12 protein-coding genes are annotated in these 16,976 nt (G+C 77.4%); 5 read left to right on the top strand and 7 right to left on the bottom strand.

Translation table 11 applies throughout. From position 1 onward, the window contains the following. Positions 1 to 43 precede the first annotated feature (43 nt). Positions 44 to 853, top strand: a complete 810-nt coding sequence (locus tag VEW93_11770; GenBank protein HYI62469.1) for a nitrilase-related carbon-nitrogen hydrolase — start codon at positions 44 to 46, stop codon at positions 851 to 853. Here the strand turns inward: VEW93_11770 and VEW93_11765 are convergent, their stop codons facing one another. Together VEW93_11765 and VEW93_11760 are read right to left on the bottom strand one after the other, a co-directional pair. Continuing rightward, positions 854 to 1,636 (bottom strand): SDR family oxidoreductase, encoded by a 783-nt coding sequence (locus VEW93_11765; protein HYI62468.1) that lies wholly within the window; start codon positions 1,634 to 1,636, stop codon positions 854 to 856. Next, positions 1,629 to 2,213, bottom strand: a complete 585-nt coding sequence (locus VEW93_11760; GenBank protein ID HYI62467.1) for a carboxymuconolactone decarboxylase family protein — start codon at positions 2,211 to 2,213, stop codon at positions 1,629 to 1,631. Before VEW93_11760 ends, VEW93_11765 begins: the two co-directional genes overlap by 8 nt. Before the next feature lie 227 nt (positions 2,214 to 2,440). On the opposite strand from VEW93_11760, the gene VEW93_11755 reads away from it, so the two are divergent. After that, entirely contained in the window at positions 2,441 to 2,986 is a 546-nt protein-coding gene (locus tag VEW93_11755) for a DUF4214 domain-containing protein (GenBank protein HYI62466.1), read from the top strand. Between the two features lie 20 nt (positions 2,987 to 3,006). Here VEW93_11755 and VEW93_11750 read toward each other — a convergent pair whose 3' ends face one another. The 5 genes from VEW93_11750 to VEW93_11730 all read right to left on the bottom strand — a co-directional run bounded on the left by VEW93_11750 (position 3,007) and on the right by VEW93_11730 (position 14,099). Then, on the bottom strand, positions 3,007 to 6,090 hold the full coding sequence (locus VEW93_11750; GenBank protein HYI62465.1) for a UPF0182 family protein: 3,084 nt from the start codon (positions 6,088 to 6,090) through the stop codon (positions 3,007 to 3,009). 107 nt (positions 6,091 to 6,197) lie between these two features. Further along, the gene (locus VEW93_11745) at positions 6,198 to 8,528 is read right to left on the bottom strand and encodes a DivIVA domain-containing protein (GenBank protein ID HYI62464.1); all 2,331 of its coding nucleotides are present in this window, start codon (positions 8,526 to 8,528) and stop codon (positions 6,198 to 6,200) included. Positions 8,529 to 8,616: 88 nt separating this feature from the next. After that, positions 8,617 to 10,191 (bottom strand): hypothetical protein, encoded by a 1,575-nt coding sequence (locus tag VEW93_11740; protein ID HYI62463.1) that lies wholly within the window; start codon positions 10,189 to 10,191, stop codon positions 8,617 to 8,619. Continuing rightward, entirely contained in the window at positions 10,188 to 12,887 is a 2,700-nt protein-coding gene (locus VEW93_11735; GenBank protein ID HYI62462.1) for an ATP-binding protein, read from the bottom strand. The genes VEW93_11740 and VEW93_11735 overlap by 4 nt, the downstream gene beginning before the upstream one ends. A 12-nt stretch (positions 12,888 to 12,899) precedes the next feature. Beyond that, entirely contained in the window at positions 12,900 to 14,099 is a 1,200-nt protein-coding gene (locus VEW93_11730) for a PDZ domain-containing protein (GenBank protein HYI62461.1), read from the bottom strand. Between the two features lie 96 nt (positions 14,100 to 14,195). Between VEW93_11730 and VEW93_11725 the strand changes: the two genes are divergently transcribed. The 3 genes from VEW93_11725 to bioA all read left to right on the top strand — a co-directional run bounded on the left by VEW93_11725 (position 14,196) and on the right by bioA (position 16,970). Further along, positions 14,196 to 14,888, top strand: a complete 693-nt coding sequence (locus VEW93_11725; protein HYI62460.1) for a HEAT repeat domain-containing protein — start codon at positions 14,196 to 14,198, stop codon at positions 14,886 to 14,888. After that, on the top strand, positions 14,885 to 15,529 hold the full coding sequence (locus VEW93_11720) for a hypothetical protein (GenBank protein HYI62459.1): 645 nt from the start codon (positions 14,885 to 14,887) through the stop codon (positions 15,527 to 15,529). The genes VEW93_11725 and VEW93_11720 overlap by 4 nt, the downstream gene beginning before the upstream one ends. A gap of 130 nt (positions 15,530 to 15,659) precedes the next feature. After that, positions 15,660 to 16,970: an adenosylmethionine--8-amino-7-oxononanoate transaminase gene (gene bioA, locus VEW93_11715; GenBank protein HYI62458.1), complete on the top strand. Its 1,311-nt coding sequence runs from the start codon at positions 15,660 to 15,662 to the stop codon at positions 16,968 to 16,970. Positions 16,971 to 16,976: the final 6 nt, after the last annotated feature.

Raw genomic sequence — 16,976 nt, 5'->3', positions numbered from 1 at the left:
ACGTGCTCGACGCCACCGGCGGGGGGCTGGCAGGGTTGCGGGCGTGACCGCCACCAGCGCGCCGCCCGAGGGCACCCTGCGGGTGGCCGCCGTGCAGCACGACATCGCCTGGGCCGACCGCGACGCCAACTTCGCCCGCCTCGCCCCGCTGGTGGCGGCGGCGGCCGGGGCCGGGGCCGGCCTGGTGGTGCTGGCCGAGACGTTCTCCACCGGCTTCGCCGTCGACGACCCGGCCCTGGCCGAGCCCGAGGGCGGCCCCTCGGCCCGGTTCCTGGCCGCCCGGGCCGCCGAGCACGGCGTGTGGGTCGGGGGCACCTGCCCCGAGGTGCCGGCCGACGCCCCCGCCGACGACCGGCGGCCCCACAACGCCTTCGTGCTGGCCGCCCCCGACGGCACCACCCACCGCTACCGGAAGATCCACCCCTTCACCCACGCCGGGGAGGAGCGGTGGTTCCGGGCCGGCGAGGAGCTGGTGTCGGTGGAGATCGGCGGGCTCCGGGTCAGCCCGTTCGTCTGCTACGACCTGCGCTTCGCGGACGAGATGTGGCAGGTGGCCCGCGACACCGACCTGTACCTGGTTCCCGCCAACTGGCCCGACAGCCGGCGCCTCCACTGGCAGGTCCTCCTCCAGGCCCGGGCCATCGAGAACCAGGCCTACGTGGTGGGGGTGAACCGGGTGGGCCGGGGCGGCGGCCTCGACTACGTGGGCGACAGTCGCATCGTCGATCCCGGCGGCGAGCTGCTGGCCACCGCAGCGCAGGGCGAGACCATCCTGCTGGCCGACGTCTCGGCCGCCCGGGTGGCCGAGGTGCGGGACCGCTTCCGCTTCCTCCCCGACCGCCGCACCGGCTGATCAGATCAGGCTGAGCCCGCCGTCCACGGTGAGGGTGGTGCCGGTGATGTACGACGCCTCGTCGGACAGGAGGAAGACGGTGGCCGCCGCCACCTCCCACGCCGTCCCCTGACGGCCCAGGGGCACCGGGGTGCGACCTCGGGCCGGCCGGCCCCGGGTGGCGGCCCGCCCCAGCGGGGTGTCGATGAGGCCGGGGGCGATCACGTTGGACCGCACGCCCTGGCGGGCGCCCTCCAGGGCGACGTGGCGGGACAGGCCGATGAGGCCGGCCTTGGATGCGTCGTAGGCCGGCAGCTTGCTCCCGGGCCGGAGCCCGGCCAGCGACCCGACGAACACGAAGGAGCCGCCGGGCCCCAGGACGGGCAGGGCCAGGCGGGCCACCAGGAACGGGCCCCGCAGGTTGACGGCCAGGGTGGTGTCCCAGTCCTCGGCTGTGGTGCCGATGAGGCCGCCGGCCCCCGGCCCGATGCCGGCGTTGCAGACCACGCCGGTGAGGCCCGGGGCGGAGGCCACCATCTCCCGGCAGGCCTCCTCGTCGCTGACGTCCCCCTCGACCACCACGGCGGTGCCCCCCACGTCGCCGACCAGGGCGGCGGTGACCTCGGCGGCGGACCGGTCGCGATCGGCGCACACCACCCGCGCCCCCTCCCGGGCGCAGGCCACGGCGATGGCCCGCCCGTTGCCCACGGGGGCGTCGGGCTCGTCGGTGGGCTGCGACCCGGCCCCCACCACCAGCACGGTGTGGCCGGCCAGGCGCTCGGTCCGAGCCTCGCCCTCAGCCATCGGTGGCTCCTGAGGGGAAGCCGGCCACCCCGTCCTCCAACGGCACACCCAGGCTGTTGAGGGTGAAGGAGACCAGGTGGTAGTGGCCGACCACCATGGGGATCTCGATGAGCTGGGCCTCGTCGTAGTCCTCGGCCAGGGTGGCCCAGGTGACATCGGTGATGCAGGCGTCGGTGTGGAGCTCGTCGGCGGCCTGGAGCAGCACCGACTCCATGGGCGTCCAGCCCTCGGCCCCGGGCCCCTCCAGGGTGCGCTCGATCTCGGCGTCGCTCAGGCCCACCGACCGGGCCAGGGCCACGTGCTGGGCCCACTCGTACTCGGCCCGGCACAGCCACCCGGTCCGCAGGACCAGCAGCTCCCGGTCGCGGGCCGGGAGCTTGCCGGCCAGCAGCTTGCCCCCGAAGGGCAGCCACCGGGCGAACAGGCCCGGGTGGCGCACCAGGGTGGCGAAGATGTTTACCGTCGGCCCGCCCAGCCCGACCTGGCCCATGAGCTCGAGCTGGCGGGGGTCCATCTCGTCCTCGGCCAGCGGGGGGATCCGCGGGGCGGTGGGCCGGGGCCCGTGGATCTCGGTCACCGGAGCTCCCTCACGTCGTCTGCCATCGCCGGAGTCTGCCCGAACGCCGCCGACCGGGGGGACCGTCGCCCAGAGTGAGGACGGTCGGCGCTCAAGGGTACGGTCCGCCGCTCAGGGTGAGCACCGGAATGAGATCGGAGTGAAAGCTCGGAAGGAGGTGACATTGGCATTGCGTGCTGGCATCCTGATCCCACCCTGAGGAGGGGTGCAGTCAGGAGACACACGCCATGGAGATCGACTACAGCCGGGGCTCCGACATGATCGCCGAGGGGATCCGGCGCGGCGATCCGCCCCGACGCCGCGTGCTCTGGCTCATCATCGGCGCCTTCATCGCCGCCGTGGTGGGCTCGGCCATCGGACCCGTCCGCCAGAGCGCGGGTGCCACCGTCGCTCAGGCCTGGGGCGCCATCGGGTGGGGCGACGACCACGATCCCAAGGCGCGCCACGTCTTCGAGCGGGCGTACGCCGAGGTCCGAGAGCGTGGGGCGACCACCGACCCTGACGACATCGAGGACTGGGCCGAGCGGGCTCGACGCGACGGCGTGGGCCCGGCCCTGGTGGCCTTCATGAACACGCCCGAGATGCGGATCGCCTTCTTCTCCGCCGATTACGACTCCGACCGCGAGTACGTGGACATGCTGTTCCGCGTCCTGTTCGGCCGGACCGCCGACCTGGTGGGCGGGGCGTCCTGGGTCGACCAGCTGGAGAACGGCGCCGACCGCACCGAGCTGGTCCTGGCCATCGCCGCCGCCGCCGAGTACGCCGAGCGCTGAGCCGGCCCGCCCGGGCGAGCTCAGGCCGACGGGCGGGTGGTGGGCGGCGGGGCCGTCGTCGTGGTCGTGGTGGTCGAGCTGGTCGAGCCGCCAGAGGGAGCGGTAGTGGAGGACGGGGGGTCGCCACCGCCCGGGTCGTCACCGGTCCGGCGCTCGGCCAACTGGCGGGCCAGGGCCTCGGCCTCGTTCACGGCCTGGATCCAGGCCGCGGTGTCGCCCTCCTGGAAGGCGGCGTCGGCCTCGTCGAACTTGTCGGCCACGGCCTGGGCCAGCTCGTCGTCGGTGCCCTCGAAGGCGCTGGGCTCCTCCCCCGGCTCCTCGGGCGGGTCGGCCGGCTCCTCGGGCTCCGCGGTGGGGTCGTCGAGGATGTCCTCGATGTCGGCCTCGTCGGGGTCGGCCTCCAAGGTCTCGGGGGCCACGCCGAAGAGCCGCTGGAGGGCCCCGGCCAGCGTGGTGTCGACCTCCACCTCGGTCTCGCCGTCGCCCCGCTGGAAGTACACCACCACCGCCTTGATCTGCGGGTTGGGGTTGGCCGAGGCGGTCACGTACAGCGGGCGGACGTACAGGATGGACTGCTCGATGGGGATGAGCAGCGCGTTGCCGAACGACACCTCGTTGCCCTGGGTCCGCAGCCGGGTCTGCAGGTTGGAGACGCGGGGGTCCTGCTGCATGCCGGCGGCGGCCACCCCCGGGCCGTTGGGCAGCTCGCCCGACGGCATGTCGTAGCTCACCAGCCGGCCGTCCGGTGAGGCGGCCATGAACGAGGTGAGCTGCCCCCGGGACGCGGGCGTGAACGGCCGCATCAGCGTGAAGGACTCCTCGTCCTCGCCCGGCAGCCGCAACAGCTGGTACGACGGCTCGATGGCCCGGGCCCCGCTGGACCCGGTGGTGGGCACCGCCGTGCCCGGCGGGCCGCTGGCCGCGGTGGTGGTCGACTGGCCGTCGGGGTCGATGGCGTCCGGTGAGGCGGCCACCGTCCACCGGGCCTGGCCCAGGAGGAGCTGGTCCGGGCTCTCCACGTGGTAGCGGCCCCACATGGTGGTCTGCACCCGGAACAGGTCCTCCGGGTAGCGGAAGTGGGCCTGGAGGCCGGGCGGCGCCTCGTCCAGGGAGGTGAACAGGTCCGGGAAGGCGTGGCGGTAGGCCCGCAGCAGGGGGTCGACCTCGTCGGTGACGTACATGTCGACGGAACCGTCGTAGGCGTCGACCACCGCCTTCACCGGGTTGCGGATGTAGTTGAAGGACTGGCCCCGGAGGTCGCGGCCGGTCAGGTCGTCATCGGCGTCGACCCGCTGGGCGTTGGGGTAGCGGTCGGTGGTGGTGTAGCCGTCGATCACGTACACCAGGCGCCCGTCGAGGATCACCGAGTACGGGTCGGAGTCGAAGGTCAGGAACGGGGCCAGGCTCTCGACCCGCTCCACCACGTCGCGCTGGAGGAGGACCTTGGAGTCGGAGCGGATGCTGGAGGAGATGAGCGGCTCGATCTCCCCGAAGCGGAGGGCGAAGGCGGCCCGGCGCACCACGCTGTCGAGGGGCACGCCGTCGGCGCCCTGGTAGCTGCCGGTCCGGGTGGTGTCGTCCTCGTTCTGGAGGACGAGCTCGGGCCGTGACGTGTTGACGATCTTGTAGCCGCTCTGCTCCTCACCGAAGTAGATCGACGGCTGCTCCAGCACCGGGTAGCCCTCGTCGCTCTGCACCGGGATGTCGCGCATGACCAGGTCCGGCTGCCCGTCGCTGGTCTTGGCGTTGGCCGGGGCCATGACCGCCCCGTAGCCCGAGGTGTACACCAGCCGCGACGACTCCCACCCCCGCAGCACCTCGCTCGACTGGTTGATCTGGCGGGAGGCCACCATCACCTGCTCGGTGCGGCCCCCGACCGTGTAGCGGTCGACGTCCACGTCCCCGATGTCGTAGAAGGGGCTCAGGCCTTGGAGGCGCTGGTAGGTCTCCTCCAGCTCACCGGTGTCCCACAGGCGGATGTTGCGGACCGTGTCGGCGTTGTTCAGGAGCTGGTCGCCGGTGAGCTGCCCGTCGGCGTCGAAGGCCCGGGTCTCGATGCCCTCCAGGCCCAGCGCGGCCTTGGTGGCGTCCATGTTGCGCTGGACGTAGCGCTGCTCCAGGGCCGACTCCCGGGGCTCCACCCGGAACTTCTGCACGTACGCCGGGACCGCCTCGCCGGCCAGGATGGCCACCAGGCCCCACAGCCCCACGGCCAGCACCGGCAGCACCCACCCCCGCCGGAAGATGTTGAAGATGAACAGGGCGGTGGCGAACAGCGAGATGAGGACCAGCAGGTTGATGGACTTCATCTGCACGTTGACGTCGGTGTAGGTGGCGCCGTCGACCGGGCCCCGGGACGAGTACACGAGCTCGTAGCGGTCGAGCAGGTACTGGGCCGCCTTCACCAGGGCCAGGGCCGCGAACAGCACCGACACGTGGGCCTTGACGTGGGCGCTGACCCGCTCCCGGCTGGCCTGCATCCGGATGCCGCCGTTCAGGTAGTGGGCCACCACCGTGGCCACCAGGATCACCACCAGGGCCGAGAACAACCACCCGGCCACGAAGCGCAGGAACGGGAGCTGGAACACGTAGAAGCCGATGTCGATGCCGAAGGTGGCGTCGTCCTGGCCGAAGGGGACGTGGTTGCGGAACAGGATCCAGTTGTCCCACTGGCCCGCCGTCCCGCTGCCGGCGATGAGGGCCAGCAGGCCCGCCACCCCGGAGCGCACCGCCATCGACCGGCGGCCCACCAGCTCGCGGTAGCGCAGCACCAGCTCGTCCTCGTTCGACCCGCCGAAGCGGACCGCCCGGCCGCTCAGCCGCTCGGCCACGGTGAGGTTGACCCACGTCAGCACGAAGAAGGCCAGGGTGAAGATGGCGACCAGGCTCACCTTGGCGCCCAGCACCCCCCGCCACACCTCGGTCAGGCCCAGCGACTCGAACCACAAGTAGTCGGTGTAGAAGCCGGCCATGCCCCGCAGCGACGTGGCCAGCACGAACAGCACGACCAGGGCGACCACGAGGACGACCCGCCCCCGCCCGGTGGGCAGCCGGCGGCGGCGCGGCGGGCGAGCCGGCCGCGGCATGTCGGAGGGGGGGCGCATACCGGCCGCAGCCTACCGAGGGCGGTCGGGGGTCCCTTGTCGGGACGGGCCGATCAGGCTGGGTCGCTCGAGCGGGTCGCTCAGGCGGGTCGCTCAGGCGGCATCGTTCAGGCGGGGGCTGCCACCCGCTCCCCCACCACCAGGCAGCGGCACCCCGGGTGCGCCGGCGGGTGGACGTGGCCGGTGGGGAAGGCCTGGCCCGAGGGCAGAGCGCCGGCCAGGGCGTCGTCCTCGCAGTCCGGGCAGGCGGCCTGGGCCGGGTCCGGCACCCACCGCACCGGCACCCCGGCCGGCCGCACCGCGCACTGGCCCTCGCCGAAGGCGGAGAGCACCAGGTGGCGGGTGGCCTCGATGAGCCGGTCGGTCTTCCACTCGCGGTAGGCGGCCCGGAGGTGGTCGGAGGTGTCCTCGGCGTCCTCGCCGGCCTCGAAGCAGCGGGCCACCCGGGGACGGACCACGGCGGCCAGCTCCCGGGCCAGCTCCGCGGCCACCGTGTCGACCGCACCGGCGGCCGAGGCCGGCAGCGACGCCCCCTCGAAGGCGGCCCCCTCCTCGGCCGCGGCCCGCAGGTCGTCGACCACGGCCGCGGCGTAGGCGGCCGCCTGGTCCTCCGGGGCCAGGATGGCATCGAGGTCCGGGCGACCCCGGCCCCGGCGCACCCCGTCGAGCACCTGGCCCTGCTCGTCGGCCAGGGCCCGCTTGAGCCGCCGGGCGATGCGGGCCTCGATGGGCTCGATCACCCCGTCACGCCGCTCCAGCAGGCTCAACAGGGCCTCGTCGTCGGTGCCGGCGGGCTCGTCGTCGTCGAGGGCGGGCGGGGCCGGCTCCTCGTCGTCGAGGGGGCCGGCCGAGGCCGCCCCGGACGGCTCGTCGCCGTCCTCGTCCTCACCGTCGGGTGGGTCGTCGGCCACGGCGGCCGCCACGTCGCCCTGGGGCTCGGCCGTCGCCTCGTCGGGCGGGCCGTCGGACTCCGCCTCCGGCGCGGCCTGCTCGCTCTCGGCCTTGAGCCGGGCGAAGAGCTCGTGCACGTCGCCGTCCCGGCCGTCGACCGGCCCCGGCTCGACCGCCGGCTCGGGCTCGGGCCCGCCCGCCTCGGCGGCCACCTCGGTGGGCGAGGGCGGCTCCCCGGCGTCGGGCTCCTCCCAGCTCGGCTCCTGCTCGGCCGTCGCCTCGGGCGGGCCCCACAGGCCGGCCTCGGGCGCCGGTGCCGGCACCGCGGCGGCCGTGGCCGGCTCGGCCTCGGCCTCGGCCGCCTGGGGGTCGTCCTCGCCGGCCGGGGCCACCAGGGGCAGGCCGGCGGCCCGGGCCGCGGCGATCTGGGCCTCGAGCTGCTCGACGGTGGCCTCGGGCTCGGACTCGGCCCGGATGCGGGCCGCGTCGGCCGCGGAGCGGGCCGCCGGCAGGGCGGTGCGCAGGCCGGCGGTGGCCTCGTCCATGGTGCGCTGCACGGCCTCGTAGGAGTCGAGCAGGCGGTCGCGAGCGCCCTGGAGCTGCTCCAGCTGGACCCGGGCCGCCTTCCGGCGGCGGGCCAGGTCGGCCAGCATCCGCTCCCGCACCCGCTGGGCCTCGGCCACCATCTCCCGCCCCTCGGCCTGGGCTGCCTCCCGGTCCCGCTCGGCCCCGGCCCGGGTCTCGACGGCCGCCGCCTCGGCCTCGGCCCGGAGGGTGGCGGCGTCGGCCTCGGCGTCGGCGCGGATGCCGGCCGCGGCCGCCTCCGCCTCCTCGGTGCGCTGGCCCAGCACCTCCTCGGCCTCACCCCGGGTGCGGGCTGCGTCGACCTCGGCCGCGGCCCGCACCGCCACGCCCTCGGCCTCGGCCGCGGCCCGCTCGGCCGCGATCTGCTCGTGGGTGGCGGCCACCTCGGCCTCCACCTCGGCCCGCAGGCGCTCGCGCTCGGCGGCGGCCGCCGTGGCCGCGGCCTCGACCCGCTCTCGGGCCGCCACCCGTTCGGCCTCGACCTCGACCCGGATCCGCTCGGCCTCGGCGGTGGCCTCGGCCACCAGGGCGTGGCCGGCCTCGTCGGCCTGGACCCGGGTCCGTGCCGCCTCGTCCCGAGCCTGCTGGGCGTCGGCCTCGGCGGCCCGGCGAGTGGCCCCGGCCTCCTCGGCCGCCTCCCGCAGCATGCGGGCCACGCTCTCCTCGGCCCGCTCCCGCATCTCGCTGGCGGCGTGGCGGGCCGACGACAGCACCCGGGCCGTCTCCTCGCCCAGGACCGCGGTGAGCTGGTCCTCGTCGACCATGGGCCGGTCCTCGGCCGCGGCGCGCAGGTCGGCCACCGCGGCCCTGGCCTCGTCCCGCTCGACGGTGAGCCGGCCCACCACCTCGGCCAGCTGGCCGAGGTAGGCCCGGACCTCGTCGGGATCGGCGCCCTTGCGGCGCACGGCGAAGGCCCGTCCGGTGATCGAGGACGCGCTGTGGTCGGGAGCGGGGGAGGGCATCGAACCCGATGCTATGACCGGCGTCGCACCGGGACGGGGCAATCACGCGGCCCGGGACGGCCGGGGCCGCGCCCTCGACCGGGGCCGGTCAGAGCCCGCCGATCCCCAGGCCCAGGAGGCCTTCGGTCGAGGGGGCGGTCGAGGGGGCGGGGGCGGGCCCGCCGAGGGCGCGGCCCGCCACTCCCAGCAGGCCGTCGACCACGCCGCCCAGGGTGGAGCCGGCTCCCTCCACCACGCCGCCCACGGTGCCGCCGGCGCCCTCCACCACGCCGCCCACCGTCTCGCCGGCGCCCTCCACCACACCGCCCACGGTGCCACCCACCCCTCCCGGGTCGGGGAGGGGAGGGAGGGGGGCCGGGGGGGGCGGGACGGGGACCCCGCCGCTGGACCCGCCCGGGGGGGTGGCCCCGCCACCCGGGGGGGTGGCCCCGCCGCCGGGACCGGCCGGGTCGGGGGCCGGAGCGGGGGCGCCGGTGCCGGCGGGATCCGCGGCGTCGGGCCCGGGGGCGGTGGGCTCCGTGGCGGGCGGGGGCGCCCCGGCCCCGCCTCCGGTCTCGGCCGCCGCCGCGGCCACGTCGGGGCCGAGGCGGTCGAGGGCCTGGCGCACCCCGGCCAGCAACGCCGGGGGGGCGACCTCGCGGTCCAGGGCGACCAGCCCCCAGGGGGCGCCGTCGTCCCGGAAGCGCTGGACCGCCGCGGCCCGGGACGGGAACGTGCCCCCCGGGCCCAGGTCGGCCAGCACCGCGGTGACCAGCGCCGCCGAGCTGGAGGGGGCGGCGCGGACCAGCGCCGGCAGGGCCGCCGCCGGCAGGTCGGGCCGGGCGCGGCGCAGGCCGGCGACGGTGGCCGGGCCGGGGCCGGCGGTGGCGTCGAAGGCGGCCAGCAGGGGGGCAAGCTGGCGGTCGACGAGGAGGGCGCCGGCCAGGAAGCGCCGGTCCCACGGGTCGGACGCGGTGTACTCGATGGGCAGATCGCGCCGGCCCAGCGAGCCGGGGGCCGCCACCTCGATCCGGCGCAGGGCCGGCACCCGGGCCCCCAGGCCGGCCGAGTCGACGGCCACCGTTCCCCGGTAGGCGCCGACGCCCAGGCCCAGGCGCCGGTCGAGCCGGCCGGCGCCGTCGTCGCCGGCCGCCGGGCCCACGGTCACCTGCGAGCCCGCGGCCCGCAGCTCCACCGGCACCGGCGCCACCACCAGGAGGGGGCCGGCGAGCAGCTCGGGCACGGCGCCCATCTCGACGGTGGTGCCGGCTCGGCCGGCCACCGCCGGGCCGGCCCGTCCCTCGAAGGTGACGTCGTCGGACCGGGCGAAGCGGGCCGTGCCCTCGGTGACCTCGATGACATCACCCGGGCCGATGCGCACCGACGCGTCCTCGACCACCTCGGTGCCACCTCCGGCCCGGGCCACGGTGGCGGTGCCGTCCACCTCGACCTGGGCCTCGCCCGGGCCGGGGCCGTCGTCGCGCACCACCGGCACCAGGGCCAGCGCCCCGGCCACGACCACCGCCGCCGGCAGGATCCACACCCGGCGCAGGCGGCCGGGCGGGCGCCGGCCGGCCTCCCCCGGTGGCGGCCGGGACGGCTCGGGCTCCTCCAGCGGCGCGGCCTCGGGCTCGGTCCCCGGCGCAGGTGGCACCAGCCGGACCCGCCCGAGGACCGCGGTCACACGCTCGACCCGTCGTGCGGGTCGGGCCCGGTGGGGACCGGGTCGACGGACACGGGAGACCCCGTGGAGGCAGTGACCACGGGCACGAGGATAGAGACCGCCGTCCCGCCTTGGGAAGGGGAGGAGGTGACCAGGCGGCCGCCGTGGGCCCGGGCCACCCGGTCGACCAGGGCCAGGCCCAGGCCCAAACCCTGGTGACGGCGGGTGGCGGAGGGGTCACCCTGGGCGAAGGCAGCGACCACGTCGCCCAGCTCCTCGGCCCCCCGACCCTGGTCGAGCACGGTGAGGACGACGCCGGGCCGGCCATCGGCCAGGGCCCGCCCCTCGGCCGTGACCCGCACCGGCGACCCCGGCGGGGAGAAGCGGCCGGCGTTGTCGACCAGCTCCCCCAGGGCCAGCCGCAGGTGGGCCTCCTCGCCCGGCACCGGGGGCAGGCCCGCCTCCACCTCGACCTCGAGGGGGCGATCGAGACGGTCCCGCCAGTCCGCCACCACCGCCTCCACCACGGCCCCGACGTCCACCTCGCCGGCCGAGCCCGAGCCGGCGCCGGCCGGGCCGGCGGTCACGGCCGTGAAGGTCACCAGGCGCTCAACCAGGTGTTCCAGGCGCTCGACCCCCGAGGCGATGCCCTCGGCCCACTCCCGGGCCTGCTCAGGGCTGGGGGTCCGGCGGCGCAGGACCCCGGCGTAGCCCTTGATGGGCGTCAGCGGGGTGCGCAGCTCGTGGCCGATGTTGGCCAGGAAGTCCTGCTTGGCCTCCTCCAGGGCCTGCTCCCGGCGCACGTCGCGCAGCACCACCACGGTGCCGGCCCGGCCTCCGTCGAGGCCGTGGAGCGAGGCGATCGTGCCCACCACCGGCGTGGGGGCGGCGTCGGGGTCGCGGGCCGAGCGGACCGATCCGACGACCAGGCGGGGCCCGCCGGCGGGGGCGCTGAGGGCCACCGGGTCCCCGTCGGGCCCGACCAGAGGGACCAGGTCGTCGAGGACCCGACCGTCGAGGTCGTCCTCGTCCAGGCCCAGGAGGTCGAGGGCAGCCACGTTGAGCTCGGTCACCCGGCGGTCCTCGTCGGCGGCCACCACCGCCTCGGCCACGCCGGCGAACACGCTCTCCAGCCGGGCCCGCAGGCGCCCCTCGGCCGCCGCCGAGCGGCGCAGGTCGTCGGTCAGGTCGTGGACCGAGGCCGCCATGGCGTCGAAGGTCTCGGACAGCTCGCCCAGCTCGTCCTCCCGGTCGACGGCGGCCCGGGCCTCCAGGTCGCCCTCGCGGATGCGGGCCGCCGCCGCGGTCAGGCGCCGGATGGCCCCGCCGATGCGCTCACCCACCACGATCGACAGGGCGATGCCGGCCAGGCCGGCGGCCAGGGCCACCGCGAACAGGGACCGGTACAGGTCCTCGCGGGTCCGCCCCACCCGGTCGGTGGGGGTGGACAGCACCAGGGCCATCTGGGGCGGCAGGCCACCGGCAGCCACGGGCCGGGTCACCACGAAGCGCCCGGCCACGTCGCCGTCGAAGCCGCGGCCGGCCGAGTCGACCACGGCCCGGGCCCGGGCCCGGAGCTGGGCCGGGGACGGCTGCGGGCCGGCGGTGGCCACCACGCCGTCGCCGGCCACCAGGGCCAGGGACACGGCCTCGCCCTGGGCCGCCCGGCGCTGCAGGAAGGCGTCGTCGAGGGGGCTGGCCACCACCACCACGCCGACGGTGCCGCGGGTGCCCCCCGCCGCGGCCCGCACCGGCACCGCGGCCAGGGCGTAGGCGTCGCGGCCGACCACGGCCACGCCCTGGCGGGGGCCGTCGACGTCCAGGGCCTCGCGGACCACGGCGTCGCCCCCCAGGGCCAGCCGGGTGGCCGTGCCCAGGGCCTCGGGCACCGCCACCTCGGGCGCGCCGCCGGGATCGACGACCACCACCGGGCCGTCCACGGACAGGCCGTCGGGGCCCACCAGGGCGGCGACGGCGGTGGCCACCCGGGCCCGGGCCGCGTCGGCCACGGCCGGCTCGGCGTCGGGGTCGGCCAGCCGGCCCAGGTCGTCGCCCAGCCGGGCCCCGGCCGAGGCCGCCACCAGGTTGGCGGCGTCGAGCGCCCCCTCGGCCTCGGCCTGGGCGGCGTCGGCCTCGGCCGAGGCCCGGGCGCCGTAGCGGCGGAGGGCCTCGTCCTCGACGGTGGCACTGATGACGGCGGAGAGGGAGAGCGAGACCAGCAGCACCACGGCCAGGAGCACCCCGGCCACGCTGGTGCCGATGCGACCGGGGATGGTGTGGCGCCCGGCCACCACCAGGGCCGCGGCCATCAGGGCGGCGGCCGCCAGGACCAGGGGCTCGGCCCCCACCCGGTCGGCCCCCAGGTCGACGCCCCGGGCGTCGACCACGGCGGCGGCCACCAGCACCACCAGGCCGGCCAGCAGCAGCGGCCGGCCCCGCCGGCTGCCGGCCCAGCGCAGCGCGCCCAGGGCGACCAGGACGGCGCCGGCGACGCGCAGGGCGGCCAGGGCCGCCGGCTCCTCGGCCCGGTCCACGGCCAGCGACCCCACCGCGAAGGCGCTGGCGGCCAGGACGGCGAAGCCGAAGACCAGCAGCAGGCGGGCGGCCCGGTCCAGGCCCAGCAGGCCGGTGCGGACCGACAGGCCGGCCCCGGCCACGGCCACCACGAAGAGGGTCAGCTCGGCCGCCAGCTGGACGAGCGTCGCCGTGGTGGTCACGCCGGGCGTCCCTCAGCCGCCGTCGCGGGGCAGGTCGAGGGCGTTGCCCCCCAGGTCGTCCAGGGCCCGCAGGGCCTCGTCCAGGGTGGCCACCCCCACCACCGGCACGCTCCCGGCGTGGGCCCGGGCCTCGGCCGCCTCCTCGGCCGGCACCAGGATCAGGGCCACCCCGGCGGCCCGGGCGGCGGCGGCCTTCTGGGCCACGCCCCCCACCTGGACCACCTGGCCGTCGGGGCCGATCTCGCCGGTGACGGCGATGTCCCGGCCTCCGGTGATGCTGCCCGGGGTCAGGCGGTCCAGGATGCCGAGGGTCAGGGCCAGGCCGGCCGAGGGGCCGCCCACGTCCTCGGTGTCGATCTCCACCGGGAACGGCAGCTCGTAGTCCAGGCCCATGGTGAAGGTGGTGATGCCGATCACGGCCCGGGGGCGCCCGCCGGGGTCGGCGTCGGGCACCATCTCGACCACCACGGTGTCGACCTCGGGCTCCGGGGCGTCGTCCGGCCGGACCAGGGCCGCCCCCCGCCGCAGCTCCAGCTCGACGGTGTCGCCCGGCTGCTTCTCGACCAGCAGGTCCCGCAGCTCGCTGTCGAGGGCCACCGACCGTCCGTCGATCCCGATGATCACGTCGCCGGGCCGCAGCTCGGCCGCGGCCGGGGTGCCCTCGCTGACGGTGTTGACCACCGCGCCCTCGCCGGTGGCGGTGACCTCGTGGCCCAGGTGCTCGAGGGCCACCTTGGCCGCCAGGAGCTGCGAGCCCTGCATGAGCTGGAGGCTCTGCTGCCGGCTCTCGGCCCCGCTCTGGTCGCCCAGGATCTGGCGGCGGGGGAACACGTCCTGGTCGCCCCGGACCCACCCGTAGGCGGCCTCGGCGAAGCTGACCCGCCGCGACGCCCCCCGCAGCGACACCGTCAGGAACAGGACCGAGCCTTCGGTCTCGTACGACCGGCTGCCGGGCGTGGCGATGGCCGGCTCGGTCTCGATGGCCGAGCCCGGGGCGTACACCACGTACGGGGCCCGGGCCAGGCTGGCCCCCCCGATGGCGGTGAGGGCCAGCAGCAGGGCCGCGCCCAGCGCCACCCACACCGGGTGCCAGGGCAGGCGGGGCGGCGCCGCGGCCGCGCCGTCCCCGGACGCGTCCGGGGGCGGGCCGTGGTCGGGCGGAGGGGCGGGTGGGGCGGCCGGCGGGGGGCCCGGGGCGACGGACGGGTCCACGGGCTCCACGAGGGAGAGAGCCTGCCAGACCGGGAGCGGGCGGCGCTCGGCACGGTGGAGCGCGCCCCGCCGGCCGGGACGTGGTCGACTGGTCAGATGGGCCGCACCCCGCCGGCGGGCCCACCGCCCGCCGCCCCTCCCCCCACCACCGCCGATGTCGGCTCCGAGCCCGACGAGGGCGCCACCGCCCGGCGCACCGCGGTGGCCGAGGCCGGCCATCGCGGCGACGCCGACGCGGCCCGGGTGGGCCTGGACGACCCCCACCCGTCGGTGCGGGCCACCGCCCTGGGCGCGCTGCGCCGCGCCGGGGCCCTCGACACCGACGCCCTGCGGGCCGCGCTGGCCGACCGGGCGCCGGCGGTGCGACGCCGGGCCGCCGAGGAGGTGGCCGCCCTGGCCGGCCCGGACGGGACCGGCGCCGGGCCCGAGGGGGTCAGCCTCCTCCCCCTCCTCGACGACGAGGACCCGACCGTGGTCGAGGTGGCGGCATGGGCCAGCGGCGAGCGCCGGCCGGCCGAGCCGGGGGCCGTGGCCCGCCTGGCCGCCCTGGCCACGGGCCACGACGACGCCCTGGTGCGGGAGGCCGCGGTGGCCGCCCTGGGGGCCATCGGGGACGAGGCCGGGCTGCCGGCGGTGCTGGCCGCCACCGGCGACAAGGCCACCGTCCGCCGCCGGGCCGTGCTGGCCCTGGCCCCCTTCACCGGCCCCGAGGTCGACACCGCCCTTCGGCGGGCCACCGCCGACCGTGATTGGCAGGTCCGCCAGGCCGCCGAGGACCTCCTCCGATGACCGCCGTGCCCCCCGGCCCCCCGCCCGACCCACCGGACGGCCCGCCGCCCGGCCCGCCCGACGGGCTTGCGGCGGCGGCCACCGCGGGCGACGGCGGGTGGGCGGCCACCGCCTCGCAGGGCCTGGTGCTGGCCCGTTGGGTGGCCGCCGAGGTGGCCGCCCAACGGCTGGAGGGCTTCGCCGTGGTGGCCTGGATCGTCGGGCTCGCCGGCCTGGCCGTCGGGTTGGCCGGCATCCTGTTCTGGCCCCTCGTCGTGCTGGGGGTGCTGGTGGTGCTGGCCGCGGTGGCCGGCCGCCTGGCCCTGGCCGCCGGGGCCTGGGCGCTGCGGCGCCTGGCCCTGCCCCGCCGGGCCCGGCACCTGCGGGCCGAGGCCGCGGCGGCCCGGGGGCGGCTGAAGGAGGCCCTGGCCGCCGCCGGGGTGCCGGTGTCGCTGCGGGCGGCCCTGCGCTTCGTCGTGGCCCTGGCCCGGGGCCGGCGGCCCCAGGCCGGGGTGGCCACCAACCTGCGGGCCCTGTCGGGGCGCCTGGGTGAGGTGGCCGAGATCGAGCGCCTGCGCCGGTCGCTGGCCGATGCCGCCCCGCCCCCGGCCTGGCTGGCCCGACGCCCCGACGGCGACGCCAGCCCTCCCCCCGGGCCCTGACCCGGCCGGGCCACACGGCCGGGCCACGGATGGGCCGATCGGACGGGCCCGATCGGATGGGCGCGCCGGCCCCCACCGGGCCGGCAGGGATGTGGCCCGGTGCGGGGGGTGTCGGTAGCGTCGCTCCTCGATGTCCACCGCTCCCCCGGCCGGGTCGCACGACGACTGGGTGGCCCGCGACGAGGCGGTGGTGTGGCACGGCTTCACCCAGATGGCGGCCTTCGCCGGCAACCGCCCGGTGATCATCGACCGGGCCGAGGGGCGCGAGGTGATCGACGTCGAGGGGCGCCGCTACCTGGACGCCATCTCGTCGCTGTGGGTCACCACCCTGGGCCACCGGGTGCCCGAGCTGGACGACGCCCTGCGGGCCCAGATCGACAAGGTGGCCCACACCACCCTGCTGGGCAACGGCAACGTGGCCGCGGTCGAGCTGGCCGAGGCCCTGGCCCCCCGGGTGCCCCTCGACGACCCCCGCTTCCTGTTCGCGGCGGACGGGGCGGCGGCGGTGGAGCAGGCCCTCAAGATCGCCTTCCAGTTCTGGACCAACCAGGGGGTGGCCGGCCGCACCACCTACCTGGCCTTCGGCGGGGCCTACCACGGCGACACCATGGGGTCGCTCTCGGTGGGCGACGGCGGCTTCGGCACCGACGTGTTCGACCCGCTCCGCTTCGCCTGCCGGCGCACGCCCGGCCTCGACCAGCCCGGCGGGCCCGAGGCCGCGGTGGCCGCCATCGCCGCCCACGCCGACCGGTTGGCCGCGGTGGTGGTCGAGCCCCTGGTGCAGGGAGCGGCCGGCATCCGCACCCACCCGCCGGAGGCGCTGCGGGCCGTGGCCGACGCCTGCCGGGCCCACGGGGTGCTGCTCATCGCCGATGAGGTGGCCACCGGCTTCGGCCGCACCGGCACCCTGTTCGCCTGCGAGCAGGCCGGCGTCCGGCCCGACCTGATGTGCCTGGGCAAGGGCATCACCGGCGGCTACCTGGCCATGGCGGCCACGGTGGCGTCCGGCCCCGTGCACCGGGCCTTCCGGGGCGAGGACCTCTCGGAGAAGACCCTCTACCACGGCCACTCCTACGGGGGGAACGCCCTGGCCGCGGCGGTGGCCACCCGCCACCTGGCCCTCATCGACGAGTGGGACGTGCTGGCCAACGTGCGGGCCCGGGCCGCCCAGCTGGCCGCCGGCCTGGCCGCCCGGGTGGCCGGCCTCCCCGGCGTGGCCGAGGTCCGCCAGCAGGGGCTGATGGCCGGCGTCGAGCTGGCCCCGCCCACCGAGGGCCTGCGCTGGGGCCGGCGGGTCAGCGCCGGGTGCGTCGAGCGCGGTGTCCTGGTCCGGCCCCTGGGCGACGTGGTGGTGCTGGTGCCCCCGCTCACGACCACGGCCGGGGAGATCGACCGCATCGTCGACGCCGTGGCCGCCGCCATCGCCGATGTGCGCGCCTGATCCCAC

The organism is Acidimicrobiales bacterium, from assembly GCA_035630295.1.
Taxonomy (GTDB): domain Bacteria; phylum Actinomycetota; class Acidimicrobiia; order Acidimicrobiales; family Iamiaceae; genus Iamia.
This window is presented reverse-complemented; position numbering and strand designations above follow the sequence as displayed.

Coding starts and splice junctions, on each gene's coding strand:
- VEW93_11765 (HYI62468.1), bottom strand. CDS start 1,636: ATGGCTGAGGGCGAGGCTCGGACCGAGCGCCTGGCCGGCCACACCGTG.
- VEW93_11755 (HYI62466.1), top strand. CDS start 2,441: ATGGAGATCGACTACAGCCGGGGCTCCGACATGATCGCCGAGGGGATC.
- VEW93_11750 (HYI62465.1), bottom strand. CDS start 6,090: ATGCGCCCCCCCTCCGACATGCCGCGGCCGGCTCGCCCGCCGCGCCGC.
- VEW93_11745 (HYI62464.1), bottom strand. CDS start 8,528: ATGCCCTCCCCCGCTCCCGACCACAGCGCGTCCTCGATCACCGGACGG.
- VEW93_11725 (HYI62460.1), top strand. CDS start 14,196: ATGGGCCGCACCCCGCCGGCGGGCCCACCGCCCGCCGCCCCTCCCCCC.
- VEW93_11720 (HYI62459.1), top strand. CDS start 14,885: ATGACCGCCGTGCCCCCCGGCCCCCCGCCCGACCCACCGGACGGCCCG.
- bioA (HYI62458.1), top strand. CDS start 15,660: ATGTCCACCGCTCCCCCGGCCGGGTCGCACGACGACTGGGTGGCCCGC.